Origin of the sequence: Mesorhizobium sp. M0217 (assembly GCF_040321955.1) — a bacterium.
Classification (GTDB): Bacteria; Pseudomonadota; Alphaproteobacteria; order Rhizobiales; family Rhizobiaceae; genus Mesorhizobium.
In genome coordinates, this window is sequence record NZ_JAMYSN010000051.1 from 1 (window position 1) to 17,256 (window position 17,256).

Below are 17,256 nucleotides of genomic sequence, written 5' to 3' on the forward strand. Positions count from 1 at the left end.
TCTCTCGCCAAACCATCGCCGGTCCTCCCGGCGAAGGAGAAAACTGTCACCCATGCTATCGGTCCATTCTGTTACCTATCTATCCGGTTCGGACAACCCTTACCCTCTCCCCGTATAGTGACGGGGAGAGGGGGTAGCGAACGGCGGCTCAGCGACGACCTCCGTCACCCCAAAAACGGCTTAGCCTTCATGGTCTCCGGCACCGGCACACCCAGCCGCTTCAGCACCGTCGGCGCCAGTTGCAGTTGATCAAGCAGCGTGTCCGGATCCGGCCCTTTGCCGGCTCCGAAATAATACAGCGCGAAATCCTGCATTTCATCGTCACGGCCGCCATGATGGCCGCGGTCTGTCTGGCCGTGGTCGGCGGTTACGATCACCTCGTAACCGGCCTGCCGCCAGCCCGGCAGGAAGGCTGCCAGCATGCCGTCCATCGCATAGCAGGCATGGTCCATTTCGTGGCAGTCATGGCCGAAGCGATGGCCCATCGAATCCAGAGTGCAGGTGTGCAGGATACCGTAGTCGATGGCATGGCGTCGGGTCAGCATGGTCAGCGTCGCAAACAGGTCGACATCGCTCGGCGTCATCTGGTTGCGGGCATTGTAGCCGGTCATGGTGTGGAAGCGGCCATGCGCGATCGGTCCGTTGGGCTCGTCATACTCCATGTCCTCGACCAGATCGAACGGATAGGAACGAAAGAATTCCGACCAGTAGGAATGCGTCACCGCGCCGGTCTTGCCGCCGGCCTTGCTGACCTCGGAGAAAATATCCGGCTTGTTGACGAGAAAACGGTTCTCGTTGGATAGGATGCCGTGCTCCTGCGGCGAAACGCCGGTGTGGATCGAGGCATAGCAGCAGGCCGAGGTCGACGGCAGCACCGAGCGCATCTTCCACACCTGCGCCTCGCCCGATTGCACCCAGCCTTCGAGATTGCCCATCAGCCGGCGCCAGTTCCGGTAGGGCACGCCATCGAAAATGATGAGCAGCAGTTTGGTCTTGAGCGCCATGGGCGGCTCCGGAAAGCTTTTGCCGTTGAAGGAAGTTTTCGCGACAAAGGCCGCGAATTCCCTACTAATTCCCCGCGCTCGCCATGCGCCGTCCCTTGATCGCCTTTTCCAGCCAGCCGATCTCCATCTCGGGAACGGACGACAGCAGCAGGTCGGTATAGGCGTCGAAGGGCGGCGTCAGCACCTTGCTCTTGGCGCCGTAGCGCACCACCTCGCCGCGGTACATCACCGCGATCGAATCGGCGATCGACTTCACCGTCGCCAGATCGTGGGTGATGAAGAGGTAGGCGACCTTCTCGTGCTGCTGCAGGTTGAGCAGCAGCTTGAGAATGCCGTTGGCCACCAGCGGGTCGAGCGCCGATGTCACCTCGTCGCAGATGATCAGCTTGGGCTTGGCAGCGAGCGAGCGGGCGATACAGACGCGCTGTTTCTGGCCGCCGGAGAGTTCGGCCGGATAACGATCGAGAAAGCCCTTGCCCATCTCGATCTCGTCGAGCAGTTCGGCGACGCGCTTGTCGCGCTCGCGACCGCGTATGCCGAAGTAGAATTCCAGCGGCCGGCCGATGATGGTGCCGACGGTCTGGCGCGGGTTCATCGCCACGTCGGCCATCTGGTAGATCATCTGCAATTGCCGCAGATCCTCCTTCGGCCGGTCGGCAAGCCTGTTGGCGAGCGGCCTGCCGTCGAAGGTGACGGTGCCTTCTTCCGGCGGCAACAGCCCGGTGATGGCGCGCGCCAGCGTCGACTTGCCGGAGCCGGATTCACCGACGACAGCCAGCGTCTGTCCCGGAAAGATGTCGACCGAGACGTTCTTCAGCACCTTGACGTGGCTGCCGCCGTAAGCGGCGGTGACGTTCTTGACCGACAGGAACGGCGCGGCGCCGGGCTTCTGCTCGGCATGCTCGATCTCATGCACCGAGACCAGCGCATTGGTGTATTCCTGGCGCGGCTCCTTGATGATCTGGCGAGTGCCGCCCCATTCGACCAGCCTGCCATGGCGCAGCACCATGATCTCGTCCGAGACCTGGGCGACGACGGCAAGATCGTGGGTAATGTAGAGCGCCGCGACATGGGTGTCGCGGATGGCGTCCTTGATCGCCGCCAGCACGTCGATCTGCGTCGTCACGTCGAGCGCCGTGGTCGGCTCGTCGAAGACGATCAGGTCGGGTTCCGAACACAGCGCCATAGCCGTCATCACCCGCTGCAACTGACCGCCGGAGACCTGGTGCGGGAACCGTTCGCCGATGATTTCGGGGTTTGGCAGGCTGAGCTTCTTGAACAACGCCACGGCACGTTTCTCGGCCTCGGCGCGTGTCGCCGTGCCGTGCAGCAGCGTTGCTTCCACCACCTGGTCCATCAGCTTGTGCGCCGGATTGAAGGCCGCGGCCGCCGACTGCGCGACATAGCAGACCTCGCGGCCGCGCAATTTGCGGAAACCTTCCTTGCCGCCCTTGAGGATATCGCGGCCGTTGAGCAGCACCTCTCCGCCGGTGATGCGCACGCCGCCACGGCCATAGCCCATCGACGACAGGCCGATGGTCGACTTGCCGGCGCCGGACTCGCCGATCAGGCCGAGCACCTTGCCCTTTTCCAGCGTCAGCGAGACATCGTGGACCAAAACGATGTTCTTCGGCGCCTCGCCGGGCGGAAACACTGTCGCTTCGATGCGCAGATTGCGGATATCGAGCAGCAGGCCGGGCTTTGCTTTTGTGTCAGCCATCACCCGCGTCCTCCCTTCAGGCTTGTCGTGCGGTTGAGCACCCAGTCGGCGACCAGATTGACCGAAATCGCCAGTGCTGCGATCGCCGCGGCGGGAATGAGTGCCGCCCCGATACCGAAGACGATGCCGTCCTTGTTCTCCTTGACCATGCCGCCCCAGTCGGCATCCGGCGGTTGCACGCCAAGCCCGAGAAAGGAGAGCGTCGACAAGAACAGCACCGCGTAGATGAAGCGCAGGCCAAGTTCCGAGACCAGCGGCGAAAGCGCGTTGGGCAGGATCTCGCGGAAGATGATCCAGCCGCTGCCTTCGCCCCGCAGCTTGGCGGCCTCGACATAGTCCATGACGTTGATGTCGACGGCCACCGCGCGCGACAGCCGGTAGACGCGGGTCGAGTCGAGGACGCCCATCACCAGGATCAGCGTCACCAGATTGGTCGGCAGCACCGAAAGCACGACGAGCGCCATGATCAGGGTCGGGATCGACATCAGCAGATCGACAAGGCGCGACAGAAGCGTGTCGAACCAGCCGCCGAACACCGCCGCCGAAAAGCCGAGGATGGCGCCGAGCGAGAATGACAGCGCGGTGGCCAGCACCGCGATGAACAGCGTGATGCGAGCGCCGTAGATCATGCGCGACAGAAGATCGCGACCGAGATTGTCGGTGCCCAGCAAATGTGCCGCCGTCATCGGTTCCCAGACATCGCCGACGATTTCGGCATTGCCGTACGGTGCGATCAACGGTGCGAAAACTGCCGCCAACACGAACATAGCCGTCAGCACGATGCCGATCAGCGCAGGGATGGGGATGCGTTTGATGTCGAGCATGCCCGCCGCCTATTTCGGATGTCTGAGGCGCGGATTGGCGACGATCGCCCCGATGTCCGCAATGATGTTCAGGCTGATATAGACGGCGGCGAAGACCAGGCCGACCGCCTGCACCACCGGCACGTCGCGCTTGGTGACGTGGTCGACCAGATATTGTCCCATGCCGGGATAGACGAAGATCACCTCGACCACGACGACGCCGACGATGAGGTAGGCGAGGTTGAGCATGACCACGTTGATGATCGGCGCTATGGCATTGGGGAAAGCATGCTTGCGGATGACGTTGAAGGCCGACAGGCCTTTCAGTTCCGCCGTCTCGACATAGGCCGACTGCATGACGTTGAGGATGGCCGCGCGGGTCATGCGCATCATATGCGCCAGCACAACCAGCGTCAGCGCGGTGGCCGGCAGCGCGATCGCCTGCATGCGCTCACCGAACGGCATGCCGTCATAGACCGTGGAAATGGCCGGGAACCATTGATACTTCACGGCAAAGAAATAGACGAGCACATAGCCGATGAAGAATTCCGGGAAAGATGTCGAGGCGAGCGCCAGGCCGGAGATCAGCTTGTCGACCCAGCCATTGCGGTAACGCACGGCGATCAGGCCGAGGATGATGGCCAGCGGCACGGCCACGATCGCAGCCCAGAAGGCGAGGAACAGCGTGTTCCACAGCCGCCCCTTGATCGACGTGGCAATATCCTGGCCGCTCGACATCGCCGTGCCAAGATCGCCGGTGAGCACACCGCCTAGCCAATGGAAATACCTGATGTAGGCCGGCTGATTCAGGCCGAGCTGCTCGCGCAGATTGGCGAGCGATTCCGGCGTCGCCGACTGTCCGAGAATGGCTTGCGCGACGTCGCCGGGCAGGATCTGGGTGCCGGCGAAGATCAGGACCGAAACGGCCAGCAAGAGGACGATGCCCAGCGCAACGCGCTGGGCCACAAGTTTCACGACGGGTGAGGACATATCCGCAAAGCCGGGCTCAGGCTTCGAGCCAGCACTTCGCCAGCGCGTAGCCGTTCATCAGCTCCTGATGCGGATCGTCTACCCAGCCGCCGACCTTGGCGCCTGTCGCATCGATGAACTGATTGAACATCGGCAGGATCAGGCCGCCCTCGTCGCGCACCAGCACGGCCATGTCGTGGTACATCTGCTTGCGCTTGGTCTCGTCGAGTTCGGCGCGTGCGGCCAGCACCAGCTTGTCGAAGTCCGGACGCTTGAAACGGGTGTCGTTCCAGTCGGCGGTCGACAGATAGGCGGTCGAGTACATCTGGTCCTGGGTCGAGCGGCCGCCCCAATAGGAGGCGCAGAAGGGCTGCTTGTTCCAGACCTCGTTCCAGTAGCCGTCGCCGGGCTCGCGCTTGAGCTCGATCTTGATGCCGGCCTTGGCCGCGCTCTGCTGGAAGAGCTGCGAGGCGTCGACCGCGCCCGGGAAGGCGACGTCGGAGGTGCGCAGCAGCACGGTGCCGTCATGGCCCGACTTCTTGTAGTGGAACTTGGCCTTGTCGGGATCATATTTGCGCTGCTCGATCTCGGAAAACAGCGGATAGGACGAATTGATCGGGAAGTCGTTGCCGAGCGAGCCGTAGCCGCGCAGCACCTTGTTCAGCATCTCTTCGCGGTCGATCGCGAGCTTCAGCGCCATGCGCAGGTCGCTGTTGTCGAAGGGCGCGGTGTTGCAATGCATGATGAAGACGTAGTGGCCGGGGCCGGCATGGTTGCGGATGGTGACGCCCGGTACGCGCTTGATGAGGTCGACGATCTTCGGCTCGACGCGGTTGATCATGTTGACCTGGCCGCCCTGCAGGGCCGCCGTGCGCGCGGTCGCGTCGTTGATGACGATGATCTCGATCTGGTCGGCATGGCCCATCTTGTCGGCCTGCCAGTAATTGGCGAAGCGCTCGCCGCCATGGCGCACGCCGGGCTCGTTGGTGGTGACCTTGTAGGGTCCTGCCGAGATGCCGGCATCCGCCTTGTCCTTGCCGCCGTTGGGCTGGACGATGAGGTGGTAGTCGCTGAGGAGATAGGGAAGGTCGGCGTTGGCCTCCTTCAGCGTCAGGACGACTTCCTTGCCACTGGCTTTGATGCTGTCGATGCCCTTCATGTAGCCCAGCGCGCCGGACTTCGACTTTTCATCGGAATGGCGCTCGAGCGTTGCCGCCACATCCTCAGCGGTCACCGTCTTGCCGTTGTGGAATTCGACGCCGTCGCGGATTTTCAGCGTCCACACCTTGGCGTCGTCCGACGAGCCGATCTCTTCGGCGATGCGGTTCTCGAGCTTGCCTTCCGGGGACAGCTCGACGATCAGTTCGCCCCACATCTTGCCAAAAGCGAACGGCACTTGCGTCATGAACAAAGCCGGGTCCAGGCTGTTCGTGGATTCGCCGCCGACGAGGCCGGCCTTCAGCGTGCCGCCCTTGACCGGGCCTTCCGCGCGAGCCGCACTGGAAAGCAGCATATTGGCGAAGGGCGCTGTGACGCCGAGTGCTGCGGCGCGGCCGAGGAAATCACGACGGCTCAGCTTGCCGGACGCAACGCGCCGGCTCAGATATTCGAGTTCGTTGGACATTTGAGTTCCTCACTCTGTTGGTTCGACCTTATGGTCGTTTTTTGCTTGTTGTTACCAAAGGGATATTGACCGGAAGGCAAAGCGGTAAGCAAGACGGAATGCGACATGCCGTGGCGTAAATCGTGCGTCGCAACTGGACCAGTCGGGTGGACGCTCAGAGCAGGTCGCGCGGGATCGTCTCTTCGAAATCGCGTTCGAAAACCAGCGTTTCGCCCTCATAGGCTTCGATTCTGGCGCTGACGATGAAGTTTTGCGCATCGCAGCGCATTTCAGCCGACGTCTCGGTGCGCACCGACCATCCGTTTCGCGACAAGGTCTGCGTCCAGTGCGTGCGGCCCGAGGCAGACAGCGGGTCGTCGGGGTGGATCGTCCAGCTCTCGCGGGCAATGCTGCCATTGGCCAGTCCATGCGCGAGATCGCGCACTTCTCCGAAATCATCCGTGATCGACAGCGTGACGATGCCGGTCTTCTCATCGCGATCGACGTGACGCTCGGAATTCGCTGTACGAACTGTCTCGGTTGCCCAGGGTGTTGCGCCTTCGGGAGACTGGAATGAAGTCTCGTCGCTTTTTGCGAGCGGGCGCAGCGGCAGCCTCAGCGTCGCCGCTGAAAGGTCGAGCCGCACCGGCTCCGGCGACGGCCAGATCATCGGCCAGTAAGCGTTGGAAACAGCGATGCGCAGGCGGTGTCCGGCCGGCACGCGGTAGGCGCACTGGTCGAGAATAACGCGCGCCGAAACCGTTTCGCCCGGCACCAGCGCTTGCGGCTGTTCGTGCGAAGCGCGATGCGTCAGGTTGAGCACGCCGTAGGAGATCAGTTCCGAGGCGCCGTCGGGGTGCACGTCGCACAGCCGCACCGCGATGTTCGCCTGCGGGCGATCGGACGACACCCGGATGAGAAGCTCCGGCGCGCCGACGATGTCGAGTGCCTCGGCAAGCACAGGCTGATCGAAGCAGACGGACAGCGCATCGTCCGGGCGCTGGTCGCCGGGCAGTTCCGGGCCAAAGGTGAAGGGAAAATATTCGCCGCCGGCGAGCCCGCAGCTTTGCGGGGTCGCCACGATCGCCGGCCTGACGCCGTCAGCAATGAGTTCGATCGCCCCGACCTTGATGTTGGGAGACGGCCATTCCTGTTCGGCCACCCAACGGCCCGGCCGCTCCGGGTGCCAGCGCGCCGGCCGCACACTGTCCATGACATAGGCGCGGTAGTCCGGGTCGGCCTCGACGCCGGTGTCGACGCCCTTCAACCAGTTGTCCCACCAGCGCAACGCCTCCTGCAGGAAGCCGATGGCGGGTTTGGGTTCGGCATAATGCGGGTATTTGTGGATCCATGGCCCGACAATGCCCTTCACCGGCGCCTGGATGTTGGTGACCAGATGCGAGATCGTGTTGCGGTAGCCGTCATGCCAGCCGCCGATCGACAGCACGGCGGCTTTGACCGCGGAGAAATCCTCGCAGATCGAACCGCGTTTCCAATAGGCGTCGCGATGCTGATGGCTGAGCCAGAGCGGCAGAAGGAAAGACTGGTTCTCCAGCCGCGTCAGCCAGAGGTCGCGCCAGCGATTGTCGCCCGCAATCAGCGGATCCGGCGGTCGCGACGAATAGGACAACATAGTCGAGGCCCAGCCGAAATTTTCCGTCAAAAGGCAGCCGCCCTTGTAGTGGATGTCGTCGGCGTAGCGGTCGACGGTCGAGCACAGGCTGATCACCGCCTTCAGCGCCGGCGGCTGCTTGGCCGCTACCTGCAGGCAGTTGAAGCCGCCCCAGGAAATGCCCATCATGCCGACGCTGCCATTGCACCAGGGCTGTGCTGCCGCCCAGGCAATCACATCACAGGCGTCCTGCAATTCCTGTTCGGAATATTCGTCGTCCATCAGCCCTTCGGAATCGCCATTGCCGCGCATGTCGACGCGGATCGAGGCGTAGCCGTGGCCGGCGAAATAGGGATGCGTCAGCTGATCGCGAAAGATGGTGCCGTCGCGCTTGCGGTAGGGCAGGTGCTCGAGGATCGCCGGCACCGGATCGCTGCTGGCGTCCTCCGGCATCCAAACCCGCGCCGACAGCCGGCAACCATCCGGCATGACGATGCCCATATCGGGGAATTCGACGACCTTGCGGGGAAATTCGGTGATGGTTTTCATGCGATGCTCCAGGATGTCAGTGACGCATGAAGCGGGCATGTCATGAAGTCAAACGGGCGACGGCCGGTGTCGCCGCGACGACGCCACGATATGTAGCCCGATTGTTTTGCCCTGATGTTGCAGGATTATAATTAATGTATTACATTTATTAACTGAACCCAACGTGATGAGGATGGTTTCGCCTGAAAATCGTTTGGGATGAGCCAAAGCGCGTGACGAACCTGGACAGCCGGGGTCTCGATTTTGCCGAACTCGATATTGAGTTTTTTGCGACTTCAACCGTCCTTCCAGCCAAGGCCGACCGGTTCAAGGCGATTGGCGAATTCGGAGAGATCATCCTGGCCGTGATTTTCAAGCCGCTTGGTTCGGAGGCGATTTCGGTGATCTCGATGCGCCGTGCCAGCCGAAAGGAAAGGTCAGTATATGAACAATCCTAAATCGCGTGTTCGACCGCTTACCGATGCGGAGGAAGTGGAAATTCAAAGACAAATTGTTGATGATCCCGACGATGCGGAGACGACAGACGAACAGTTGGCGCAAGCCAGGCCTTTCGCGGAAGTGTTTCCAGAACTTTTCGAGAGCATAAGGCGTGCTCGTGGCCGGCCAGCCGTGGAGAAGCCTAAGCAAGTCGTGTCCATCCGTCTGGATCAGGATGTCATCAGTAAATTCAAGGCGACCGGCAAGGGCTGGCAGGCCAGGATCAACGAGGTGCTGAAAAACGCGAAGGTAGGCTAGGCAATCCGCGTCAGTTCAGCGGAATGTCGTTTTCGGCCTTGCGCGCCTGATAAGCGCCGGACAGTTCGTCGTAGCGGGCGGAAATATTGCCGATCCTTGCCTCAAGCCGGCCGCGCTCGGCCTCGGGCAGCGCCCGCACCAGCCTGCGAATGGAAAAACTCTTCCAATAAGTGTTCTCGGCATTGTAGCCGCCGGGATCAAGAGTGAAGACCTCTTTCAGGATTTTCAGATCGTGCGGGATCGCAAAGCTGTCGCGTGAATCCTCGTGGCTGAAGAGGTAGTAGAAATTGTCGAAGCCGGTCCAGGTGATCGCCGACAGGCAGAGCGAGCAGGGCTCATGCGTGGCGATGAAGATGGCGTCCTTGGTGTCGACGCGCTCGGCTTTCGGCATTTCATAGAAACGCTTCAGGCAGTGCACCTCGCCATGCCAGAGCGGATTTTCCATCTCGTTGTTGGTTTCGGCCAGCACCAGCGAGCGGTCGCCCTTCCGCAGGATGGCGGCGCCGAACAGCTTGTTCCCATGGGCCACGCCCTCTGCCGTTTTCGGCACGATGTCGTGCTCGATGACATCGAGCAGGCGGTCGATCAGCGATATGTCGGTCATTTCTCAGGTCTCGTTGGGGAGATGGATTTCGTAGGTGTGCGAGAAATGGAACTCTTCGAGGTTGGAGCCGTCACCGCCGCGGTCGACGATGACGAAATCCTGCGCTTCGCCGAGCGGCGTCAGCACGCCGTGCCAGAGATTGCGCGGATAGTTGACGCCTTGCCCGGGTGCGGTGATGAAGGCGTGCGGCTCGCCCGGACCGTCCTTGCCGTCATGGCAGACGACGACCAGGAAAGGCCGCGGCGACAGCGGGATGAACGCCTGGCTGCCCAAGGGATGGCGCTCGACCATGCTCAGCTTCAGCGGCAGGTCGTAAGGCGTGCCGCGCGCCATCGAGATCAGCACGCGGGCATTCGGTCCCGCGGCTTCAGCGGTGGCGAGATTGTGGTAGCGCTCGGTCTTGCCGCCATTGATCGGGTAGTGATTGCCGCCGCCCATGTCGATGACATCGCCGAAGCCGGCAAAGCTTTCGCGGGTCAGCGGCCGCGCTGTGATGCGGGTCACCGCGCGCGACCGCCAATGCCCGCCCCGCCGAGCTTGGCGTGCCGGTTGACGTCCTTGTAAAGGAGATAGCGGAATTTGCCTGGGCCGCCCGCGTAGCAGGCCTGCGGGCAGAAGGCGCGCAGCCACATGAAGTCGCCGGCCTCGACCTCGACCCAGTCCTGGTTGAGGCGGTAGACCGCCTTGCCTTCCAAGACATAGAGCCCGTGCTCCATGACATGCGTCTCGGCAAACGGGATGACGGCGCCGGGCTCGAGCGTGACGATGGTGACATGCATGTCGTGGCGCATGTCGGCCGGATCGACGAAACGGGTCGTCGCCCAGCGGCCCTCGGTGCCGGGCATCGGCGTCGGCGCCACTTGCTGGTCACTGCTGAACAGGGCTTCCGGCGCGCCGATGCCGTCGACGGCCTCATAGGCCTTCCTGATCCAGTGGAAGCGTACGGCGTCGCGACCTTCGTTGCGCACCGTCCAGCCGCTGGCCGGCGGCAGGAAGGCAAAACCGCCGGCTTGAAGCAAGTGCTTCTTGCCGGCCAGCGAAACGGTCAACTCGCCCTCGACCACGAACAGCACGCCCTCGGCGCCGGCGTCCGGCTCGGGCCGGTCGCTGCCGCCGCCGGGCAGGACCTCGACGATGTACTGCGAAAATGTCTCGGCGAAACCCGAAAGCGGCCTGGCGATGATCCAGGCCCTGGTCTCGTCCCAGAACGGCAGTGGGCTGGTGACGATGTCCTGCATCACTCCCTTCGGTATGACGGCATAGGCCTCGGTGAAGACGGCGCGGCCGGTCAAAAGCTCAGTTTGGCCGGGATGGCCGCCATGCGGTGCATAATAGGTTTTCTGGTCAGTCTTGATCATATCCATTGGGTCCTGACCCCTCAGTCATTTCATTAGAGCGGGAGCATGTCTTTCAGGCGGAGCAGCGCGATGCGCTCGACCTGTTTGCAGGCGGTATCGAGTTCTACGCCACGGCTGTTGCCGATGCGCGCCTCGAACTCGGCGAGGATCTCCTCCTTGGTCTTGCCCCGCACCGCGATGATGAAGGGAAAGCCGAAGGTGGTGACGTAAGCGGCGTTGAGCTTGGAAAACAGCTCGCGCTCCTTGTCGGTCAGCGCGTCGAGGCCGGCGGAGGCCTGCTCGCGTGTGGATTCCGCAGTGAGGCGTCTCGCTTCGGCCAGTTTGCCAGCGAGATCGGGATGGGCGTTGAGGACGCCGATCCGCTCGGTTTCGCTGGCGGCGCGGAAGACGCGGCAGAGCGCATTGTGCAGGCCGCCGGCGCTGTCATGCGCCGGCCCAAGCTCCAGCTCATAGGCACGTTCGGCGATCCAGGGCGAATGTTCGAACACGCCGCCGAAAGTGTCGACGAAGGTCTCGAACGCCATCTTCGACGGCTTGAGCGCCGCCGGCTGGTAGGGGTGGTTCTCCTGCCAGTGCCTGGCGATATCGATGCGCCGTGCCAGCCAGACCTTGTCGTGCGATCTGACATAGTCGACGAAGCGCTTCAGCGCCGCCACCCGCCCGGGACGTCCGACGAGGCGGCAATGCAGGCCGATATTCATCATCCGCGGCCGGCCCGCTTTGCCCTCGGCATAGAGCGTGTCGAAACTGTCCTTCAAATAGGCGAAGAACTGGTCGCCGGAATTGAATCCCTGCGGCGTGGCGAAACGCATGTCGTTGGCATCGAGCGTGTAGGGGATGACGAGTTGCGCGCCGCCGCTGTGCTCGAACCAGTAGGGCAGTTCGTCGTCATAAGTGTCCGACACATAGTCGAAGCCGCCCTCTTCGGCCACCAACCGCACCGTATTGACCGAGGTGCGGCCGGTGTACCAGCCGGTCGGCCGTTGGCCCGTCACCTCGTAGTGCAGCTTGATCGCCGCTTCGAGGTCGCGGCGCTCGTCCTCGGCGCTGTGGTCGCGGTAGTCGATCCATTTCAGGCCGTGCGAGGCCATTTCCCAGCCGGCCTCCTGCATCGCCGCCACCTGGTCGGGCGACCGGGCTAATGCTGAGGCGACCCCGTAGCAGGTCACCGGCACTTGCGCCTCGCTGAACAGGCGCAGCAGCCGCCAGAAGCCTGCCCGCGCGCCATATTCGTAGATCGATTCCATGTTCCAGTGGCGCTGGCCGACCCAGGGCGCGGCGCCGACGATTTCCGACAGGAAGGCTTCCGAGGCCTTGTCGCCGTGCAGCACGCAGTTCTCGCCGCCTTCCTCGTAGTTGACGACGAATTGGACGGCCACATGCGCACCGCCCGGCCATTTCGGATCCGGCGGATTGGCTCCGTAGCCGCGCATGTCTCTAGAGTAACGCATTGCCCCTCCCCGCCGGACGCTGCCGGAAGTTATGATCAGGATAGTCGAAAGGGTTGCTCGCGCATTCCCCCGAAATTTTTGAAAGTGTTTTTGTGCCACTCCGCTCGACCGGGACTTATGCATCGCCTTTAATTGGCGCACAATTCACTGCTTTGTTCGGCTGTATCGGAAATGGGAGGCGCCAGTGGCAGAAACGTCGAAAGCCGATGGCGGACGTCTGACGACGCATGTGCTCGACACCGCGACCGGCAAGCCGGCGGCGGGCCTGTCGATCGCGCTTTATCATCTTGAGAGCGACGCGCGGATACATTTGAAGACCGTCGTCACAAATGCCGACGGCCGCTGCGATGCGCCGCTGCTGGCAGGAGCGGAATTCCGCCTCGGCGAATACGAACTGGTGTTCGCCGCCGGTGACTATCTACGCGGCCAGGGCACCAAACTGCCGGAACCGGCCTTCCTCGACAGTGTGCCGATCCGCTTCGGCATGGCGGAATCCGTGCATTATCACGTGCCGTTGCTTATCTCTCCTTATGGCTACTCGACCTACAGGGGGAGCTGACGCATGGCCAAGATCACCATACGCAACGAGATCCGCTTCATCCTCAATGGCAGGGATGTCGCGCTGTCGTCGGTGGCGCCCGACGCGACCTTGCTCGACTGGCTGCGGCTCGACCGCTCGCTGCGCGGCACCAAGGAAGGCTGCGCCGAGGGCGATTGCGGCGCCTGCACGGTCCTGGTCGGAAAATTGTCCGCCGGCAAGCTGGTTTATGAAAGCGTCAACGCCTGCATCCGTTTCCTCGGTTCGCTCGACGGCACCCATGTCGTCACCGTCGAGCATCTGCGCGGCGCGCCTGGCCAATTGCATCCGGTGCAGCAGGCGATGGTCGATTTCCACGCTTCGCAATGCGGCTTCTGCACGCCGGGCTTCGTCATGTCGCTCTACGGCTTGTGGATGAAGTCGCCGGACCCGTCGAATGCGGCGATCGAGAAGGCCTTGCAAGGCAATCTTTGCCGCTGCACCGGCTATGAGGCAATCATGCGCGCCGCGCGTGCCATCTCCAGTTACGGCAAGGCGGCGAAGGATCCGCTGGCGGCCGAGCGCAAGGCGATCACCGCCAGGCTCGAGGCTATGCATGACGGTGCCCGCGTCGAAATCGGCGCCGGCAAGCTGAGGTTGGTCGTCCCGGCCAACGCCGATGATTTCGCCGCTGTACTGGATAAGGAACCCGACGCCACTGTTGTCGCCGGCTCGACCGACGTCGGCCTGTGGGTCACCAAGCACATGCGCGACATCTCACCGGTAGTCTTCATCGGCAATCTCGAGGGGCTGTGCGCGATCTCCGAAGACAATGACGTCATCACCATCGGAGCCGGCGTTACCTACACCGACGCCTTCGCGACACTGGCCAAGCGCATCCCCGCGCTCGGGCCATTGTTCGACCGCATCGGCGGCGAACAGGTACGAAACATGGGCACCATCGGCGGCAACATCGCCAATGGCTCGCCGATCGGCGACACGCCGCCGCCCCTGATCGCGCTTGGTGCGCAACTGACGCTGCGCCGCGGCAAGAAGCGGCGCACCATCGCGCTCGAGGATTTCTTCATCGCCTATGGCAAGCAGGACCGGCAGCCAGGCGAATTCGTCGAGGCCGTGCACGTTCCCGTGCCGGCCAAGGGCACGAAGTTTGCCGTCTACAAGATCACCAAGCGCCGCGACGAGGACATCACCGCAGCCCTTGGCGCCTTTTTCCTCGACTTGGCCAAGGACGGAACCGTGGCCGATATATGCATCGCCTATGGCGGCATGGCGGCCACCCCGAAGCGGGCTTTCGGTGTCGAAAAAGCGCTGCTCGGCAAGCCGTGGACGGAGACAACGGTGGAAGCGGCCATGGCTGAATATGCCGGCGATTTCACCCCGCTGACCGATATGCGGGCATCGGCCGAATACCGGGCGCTGGCGGCCAGGAACCTGCTGCTGCGCTTTTTTGCCGAAACCAGCGGCAGCAAGGCGCCGTTCCAGGTGTCACGCAACGAGGCGGCCTGATGAACAAGCACGCCTCTCCAGATCTCAAGGCGCAGAAGATTTCCGGTGGCGTCGCCGCCGACCAGCGCCACGATTCCGCGCACAAGCATGTCAGCGGCAGCGCGGTCTATATCGACGATATGCCGGAACCGGCGGGCATGCTGCATGGCTGCCTCGGCCTGTCCACGGCGACGCATGCGACGATCAGCAAAATGGATCTGTCGGCGGTGCGCGCGGCGCCGGGCGTCGTCGATGTGCTGACGGCCAAGGACGTTCCGGGCGAAAATGACATTTCGCCGACCGGTCGACACGACGAGCCGGTGCTGGCCGACGACAAGGTGCAGTTTTATGGTCAGCCGATCTTCTGCGTTATTGCCAAGACGCGCGAACAGGCGCGCCGCGCCACCCGGCTGGCCAAGGTCGAATACAGTCCATTGCCTTTCGTCACCGACATTGGCGATCTCGACCCCCGCAAGGACAAGCTGGTCACGCCGCCGCTCACGCTGAAGCGTGGCGATGCCGCTGCCGCGATCAAGGCGGCGCCGCGCCGGCTGAAGGGCAAGATGCGCATCGGCGGCCAGGAGCATTTCTATCTCGAAGGCCATATCGCCGTGGCCATCCCCGGCGAAGACCAGGACGTCACCATCTTTTCCTCGACCCAGCATCCGAGCGAAGTCCAGCACATGGTCAGCCATGCGCTGGGCGTGCCGAGCAACGCCATCACAGTGGAAATCCGCCGCATGGGTGGCGGCTTCGGCGGGAAGGAGACGCAAGGCAACCAGTTTGCGGCATTGGCGGCGATCGCCGCCAAGAAACACCATCGCGCGGTCAAGATCCGGCCCGACCGTGACGACGACATGATTGCCACCGGCAAGCGCCATGACTTCCTCGTCGACTACGAAGTAGGTTTCGACGACGCCGGCAACATTCTTGGCGTCGACTTCATGTTCGCGGCGCGTTGCGGCTTTTCATCGGACCTGTCCGGCCCGGTCACCGACCGCGCGCTGTTCCATTGCGACAACACCTATTTCTGGCCGGCGGTGCATGCGCAATCGGCGCCGCTTTACACCAACACCGTGTCGAACACGGCGTTTCGCGGCTTCGGCGGCCCGCAAGGGATGGTCGGTGCCGAACGCGTCATCGACGAGGTTGCCTTTGCCGTCGGCAAGGACCCGCTCGAAATCCGCAAGCAGAATTTTTATGGCACCAGTGGTGATAAGGACGGGGGCCGCAACGTCACCCCGTATCACCAGACGGTCGAGGACAACATCATCCACCGCATCGTCGCCGAGCTGGAGGCGAGCGCCGACTATGCGGGGCGCCGCCGCATCATCCAGGCCTTCAACGCCAACAGCCGCTTCATCAAGCGCGGCCTGGCGCTGACGCCGGTCAAATTCGGCATCTCTTTCACGGCCACCCACTACAACCAGGCCGGCGCGCTGGTGCATGTCTACACCGACGGTTCGGTGCATCTGAATCACGGCGGCACCGAGATGGGGCAAGGCCTCTACGTCAAGGTGGCGCAGGTGGTGGCGGAAGAGTTCCAGATCGACCTCGACCAGGTCAAGATCACCGCGACGACCACCGGCAAGGTGCCCAACACTTCGGCCACCGCGGCGTCGTCCGGCACCGACCTCAACGGCATGGCGGCGCAGAACGGCGCCCGCCAGATCAAGGAACGGCTGACCGACTTCGCCGCCGAAAAATACCAGGTGCCGCGCGAGCAGGTGCTTTTCCTGCCCAACCGGGTGCGCATCGGCAACCAGGAGATCGCCTTCACCGACCTCGTCAAGCAGGCCTATATGGCCCGCATCCAACTGTCGGCGGCGGGTTTTTACAAGACGCCGAAAATCCACTGGAACCGTGACAAGGGCGAGGGCCGTCCGTTCTATTATTTCGCCTATGGCGCCTCGTGCTCGGAAGTCTCGGTCGACACGCTGACCGGCGAATATGTCGTCGAGCGCACCGACATATTGCATGAAACCGGCCGCTCGCTGAACCGCGCCATCGATCTCGGCCAGATCGAGGGCGGCTTCATCCAGGGCATGGGCTGGCTGACGACGGAGGAGCTGTGGTGGGACGACAAGGGCCGGCTGCGCACGCATGCGCCGTCGACTTATAAGATCCCGCTCGCGTCCGACCGGCCGAAGATATTCAACGTCACGCTGGCCGACTGGCCGGAGGCCAACGAGCCGACGGTGCACCGTTCCAAGGCGGTCGGCGAACCGCCCTTCCCGCTCGGCATGTCTGTGCTGCATGCGCTGTCGGACGCGGTGGCAAGTGTGGCCGATCATAAGGTCTGTCCGCGTCTCGACGCTCCTGCAACACCAGAACGGGTGCTGATGGCGATCGAACGGCTGAAGGGTGAAGCCAAGAACAGCGCCTGACTCTGACCTGGATTCTGGCAAAACGTGCAATTCAGACTGAAAAACTTTATATTTCCCGTACGGGAATGCGAAATATGAACTCGAAAGTGCAAAGCCTCAGAGCTTTTCTCGCCAGCGCCGGCCGGCTTGCTCTGGTCGAAGTGGCCGGCACCAAAGGCTCGACCCCGCGCGAGAAGGGCGCCTTCATGCTCGTATCGCAGGCGGCGATTTTTGGCACGATCGGCGGCGGTCAGCTCGAGTACATGGCGATCGACAAGGCGAGGCAGATGGTGGGGTCTTCACCCTCCCCCTTGTGGGGAGGGTCGGGGGGGGGGGGCCGGCGGGGGGGGGGGGGGGGGGGGGGGGGGGGGGGCCCCCCCCGGGAGGGCGGGGGCCCCCCCCCGCGGCCGGGCGCCACCCCCACCCCACCCGGGGGGGGGGGGGTGGGGGGGGTTATAT

At 63.1% G+C, this 17,256-nt stretch carries 16 protein-coding genes; 6 read left to right on the top strand and 10 right to left on the bottom strand.

The window, feature by feature from the left end; translation table 11 throughout:
- Positions 1–164 precede the first annotated feature (164 nt).
- The 6 genes from NKJ18_RS32455 to NKJ18_RS32480 all read right to left on the bottom strand — a co-directional run bounded on the left by NKJ18_RS32455 (position 165) and on the right by NKJ18_RS32480 (position 8,260).
- A complete protein-coding gene (locus tag NKJ18_RS32455) occupies positions 165–1,004 on the bottom strand; it encodes an alkaline phosphatase family protein (RefSeq protein ID WP_023694742.1) in 840 nt (279 codons plus the stop codon).
- Positions 1,005–1,068: 64 nt separating this feature from the next.
- Positions 1,069–2,724 carry an ABC transporter ATP-binding protein gene (locus tag NKJ18_RS32460; RefSeq protein WP_023694741.1) on the bottom strand — a complete coding sequence of 552 codons (1,656 nt, stop codon included), beginning with the start codon at positions 2,722–2,724 and terminating at the stop codon, positions 1,069–1,071.
- Positions 2,724–3,548, bottom strand: a complete 825-nt coding sequence (locus tag NKJ18_RS32465; protein WP_023671389.1) for an ABC transporter permease — start codon at positions 3,546–3,548, stop codon at positions 2,724–2,726. Before NKJ18_RS32465 ends, NKJ18_RS32460 begins: the two co-directional genes overlap by 1 nt.
- A gap of 9 nt (positions 3,549–3,557) precedes the next feature.
- The gene (locus NKJ18_RS32470) at positions 3,558–4,517 is read right to left on the bottom strand and encodes an ABC transporter permease (RefSeq protein WP_023671388.1); all 960 of its coding nucleotides are present in this window, start codon (positions 4,515–4,517) and stop codon (positions 3,558–3,560) included.
- Positions 4,518–4,533: 16 nt separating this feature from the next.
- Positions 4,534–6,120, bottom strand: a complete 1,587-nt coding sequence (locus tag NKJ18_RS32475; protein WP_023671387.1) for an ABC transporter substrate-binding protein — start codon at positions 6,118–6,120, stop codon at positions 4,534–4,536.
- A gap of 154 nt (positions 6,121–6,274) precedes the next feature.
- Positions 6,275–8,260: a CocE/NonD family hydrolase gene (locus tag NKJ18_RS32480; RefSeq protein WP_023700403.1), complete on the bottom strand. Its 1,986-nt coding sequence runs from the start codon at positions 8,258–8,260 to the stop codon at positions 6,275–6,277.
- Positions 8,261–8,442: 182 nt separating this feature from the next.
- Here NKJ18_RS32480 and NKJ18_RS32485 point away from each other — a divergent pair, with 182 nt between their 5' ends.
- A complete protein-coding gene (locus NKJ18_RS32485; RefSeq protein ID WP_023700404.1) occupies positions 8,443–8,697 on the top strand; it encodes a BrnT family toxin in 255 nt (84 codons plus the stop codon).
- Positions 8,684–8,995 carry a BrnA antitoxin family protein gene (locus NKJ18_RS32490; protein ID WP_023671384.1) on the top strand — a complete coding sequence of 104 codons (312 nt, stop codon included), beginning with the start codon at positions 8,684–8,686 and terminating at the stop codon, positions 8,993–8,995. The genes NKJ18_RS32485 and NKJ18_RS32490 overlap by 14 nt, the downstream gene beginning before the upstream one ends.
- Before the next feature lie 10 nt (positions 8,996–9,005).
- Here the strand turns inward: NKJ18_RS32490 and NKJ18_RS32495 are convergent, their stop codons facing one another.
- Genes NKJ18_RS32495 through puuE form a run of 4 tightly spaced genes read right to left on the bottom strand, consistent with a single transcriptional unit; the run spans position 9,006 to position 12,408 of the window.
- Positions 9,006–9,599 (bottom strand): nucleoside deaminase, encoded by a 594-nt coding sequence (locus tag NKJ18_RS32495; protein WP_023700405.1) that lies wholly within the window; start codon positions 9,597–9,599, stop codon positions 9,006–9,008.
- A gap of 3 nt (positions 9,600–9,602) precedes the next feature.
- Positions 9,603–10,103: an ureidoglycolate lyase gene (locus tag NKJ18_RS32500; protein WP_352761538.1), complete on the bottom strand. Its 501-nt coding sequence runs from the start codon at positions 10,101–10,103 to the stop codon at positions 9,603–9,605.
- On the bottom strand, positions 10,100–10,957 hold the full coding sequence (locus tag NKJ18_RS32505) for a bifunctional allantoicase/(S)-ureidoglycine aminohydrolase (protein ID WP_444848972.1): 858 nt from the start codon (positions 10,955–10,957) through the stop codon (positions 10,100–10,102). The genes NKJ18_RS32500 and NKJ18_RS32505 overlap by 4 nt, the downstream gene beginning before the upstream one ends.
- A gap of 32 nt (positions 10,958–10,989) precedes the next feature.
- Positions 10,990–12,408 carry an allantoinase PuuE gene (puuE, locus tag NKJ18_RS32510; protein ID WP_023755799.1) on the bottom strand — a complete coding sequence of 473 codons (1,419 nt, stop codon included), beginning with the start codon at positions 12,406–12,408 and terminating at the stop codon, positions 10,990–10,992.
- A 184-nt stretch (positions 12,409–12,592) separates the two neighbouring features.
- Here puuE and uraH point away from each other — a divergent pair, with 184 nt between their 5' ends.
- From uraH to NKJ18_RS33125, 4 genes are all read left to right on the top strand, one after another.
- Positions 12,593–12,967, top strand: coding sequence for a hydroxyisourate hydrolase (gene uraH, locus NKJ18_RS32515; protein ID WP_023694734.1), 375 nt, complete (start codon positions 12,593–12,595; stop codon positions 12,965–12,967).
- Positions 12,968–12,970: 3 nt separating this feature from the next.
- The gene (gene xdhA / locus NKJ18_RS32520; protein ID WP_023823872.1) at positions 12,971–14,452 is read left to right on the top strand and encodes a xanthine dehydrogenase small subunit; all 1,482 of its coding nucleotides are present in this window, start codon (positions 12,971–12,973) and stop codon (positions 14,450–14,452) included.
- Positions 14,452–16,818, top strand: a complete 2,367-nt coding sequence (xdhB, locus tag NKJ18_RS32525) for a xanthine dehydrogenase molybdopterin binding subunit (protein WP_352761542.1) — start codon at positions 14,452–14,454, stop codon at positions 16,816–16,818. The genes xdhA and xdhB overlap by 1 nt, the downstream gene beginning before the upstream one ends.
- Before the next feature lie 74 nt (positions 16,819–16,892).
- On the top strand, positions 16,893–17,256 hold a 364-nt coding region (locus tag NKJ18_RS33125; RefSeq protein WP_502906198.1), incomplete at its 3' end, for an XdhC family protein.

Bases quoted from the DNA above. Each gene is read 5' to 3' on its own strand.
- NKJ18_RS32455 (WP_023694742.1), bottom strand. From the start codon at position 1,004: ATGGCGCTCAAGACCAAACTGCTGCTCATCATTTTCGATGGCGTGCCC.
- NKJ18_RS32460 (WP_023694741.1), bottom strand. From the start codon at position 2,724: ATGGCTGACACAAAAGCAAAGCCCGGCCTGCTGCTCGATATCCGCAAT.
- NKJ18_RS32465 (WP_023671389.1), bottom strand. From the start codon at position 3,548: ATGCTCGACATCAAACGCATCCCCATCCCTGCGCTGATCGGCATCGTG.
- NKJ18_RS32470 (WP_023671388.1), bottom strand. From the start codon at position 4,517: ATGTCCTCACCCGTCGTGAAACTTGTGGCCCAGCGCGTTGCGCTGGGC.
- NKJ18_RS32475 (WP_023671387.1), bottom strand. From the start codon at position 6,120: ATGTCCAACGAACTCGAATATCTGAGCCGGCGCGTTGCGTCCGGCAAG.
- NKJ18_RS32480 (WP_023700403.1), bottom strand. From the start codon at position 8,260: ATGAAAACCATCACCGAATTTCCCCGCAAGGTCGTCGAATTCCCCGAT.
- NKJ18_RS32490 (WP_023671384.1), top strand. From the start codon at position 8,684: ATGAACAATCCTAAATCGCGTGTTCGACCGCTTACCGATGCGGAGGAA.
- NKJ18_RS32495 (WP_023700405.1), bottom strand. From the start codon at position 9,599: ATGACCGACATATCGCTGATCGACCGCCTGCTCGATGTCATCGAGCAC.
- NKJ18_RS32505 (WP_444848972.1), bottom strand. From the start codon at position 10,957: ATGATCAAGACTGACCAGAAAACCTATTATGCACCGCATGGCGGCCAT.
- puuE (WP_023755799.1), bottom strand. From the start codon at position 12,408: ATGCGTTACTCTAGAGACATGCGCGGCTACGGAGCCAATCCGCCGGAT.
- xdhA (WP_023823872.1), top strand. From the start codon at position 12,971: ATGGCCAAGATCACCATACGCAACGAGATCCGCTTCATCCTCAATGGC.
- xdhB (WP_352761542.1), top strand. From the start codon at position 14,452: ATGAACAAGCACGCCTCTCCAGATCTCAAGGCGCAGAAGATTTCCGGT.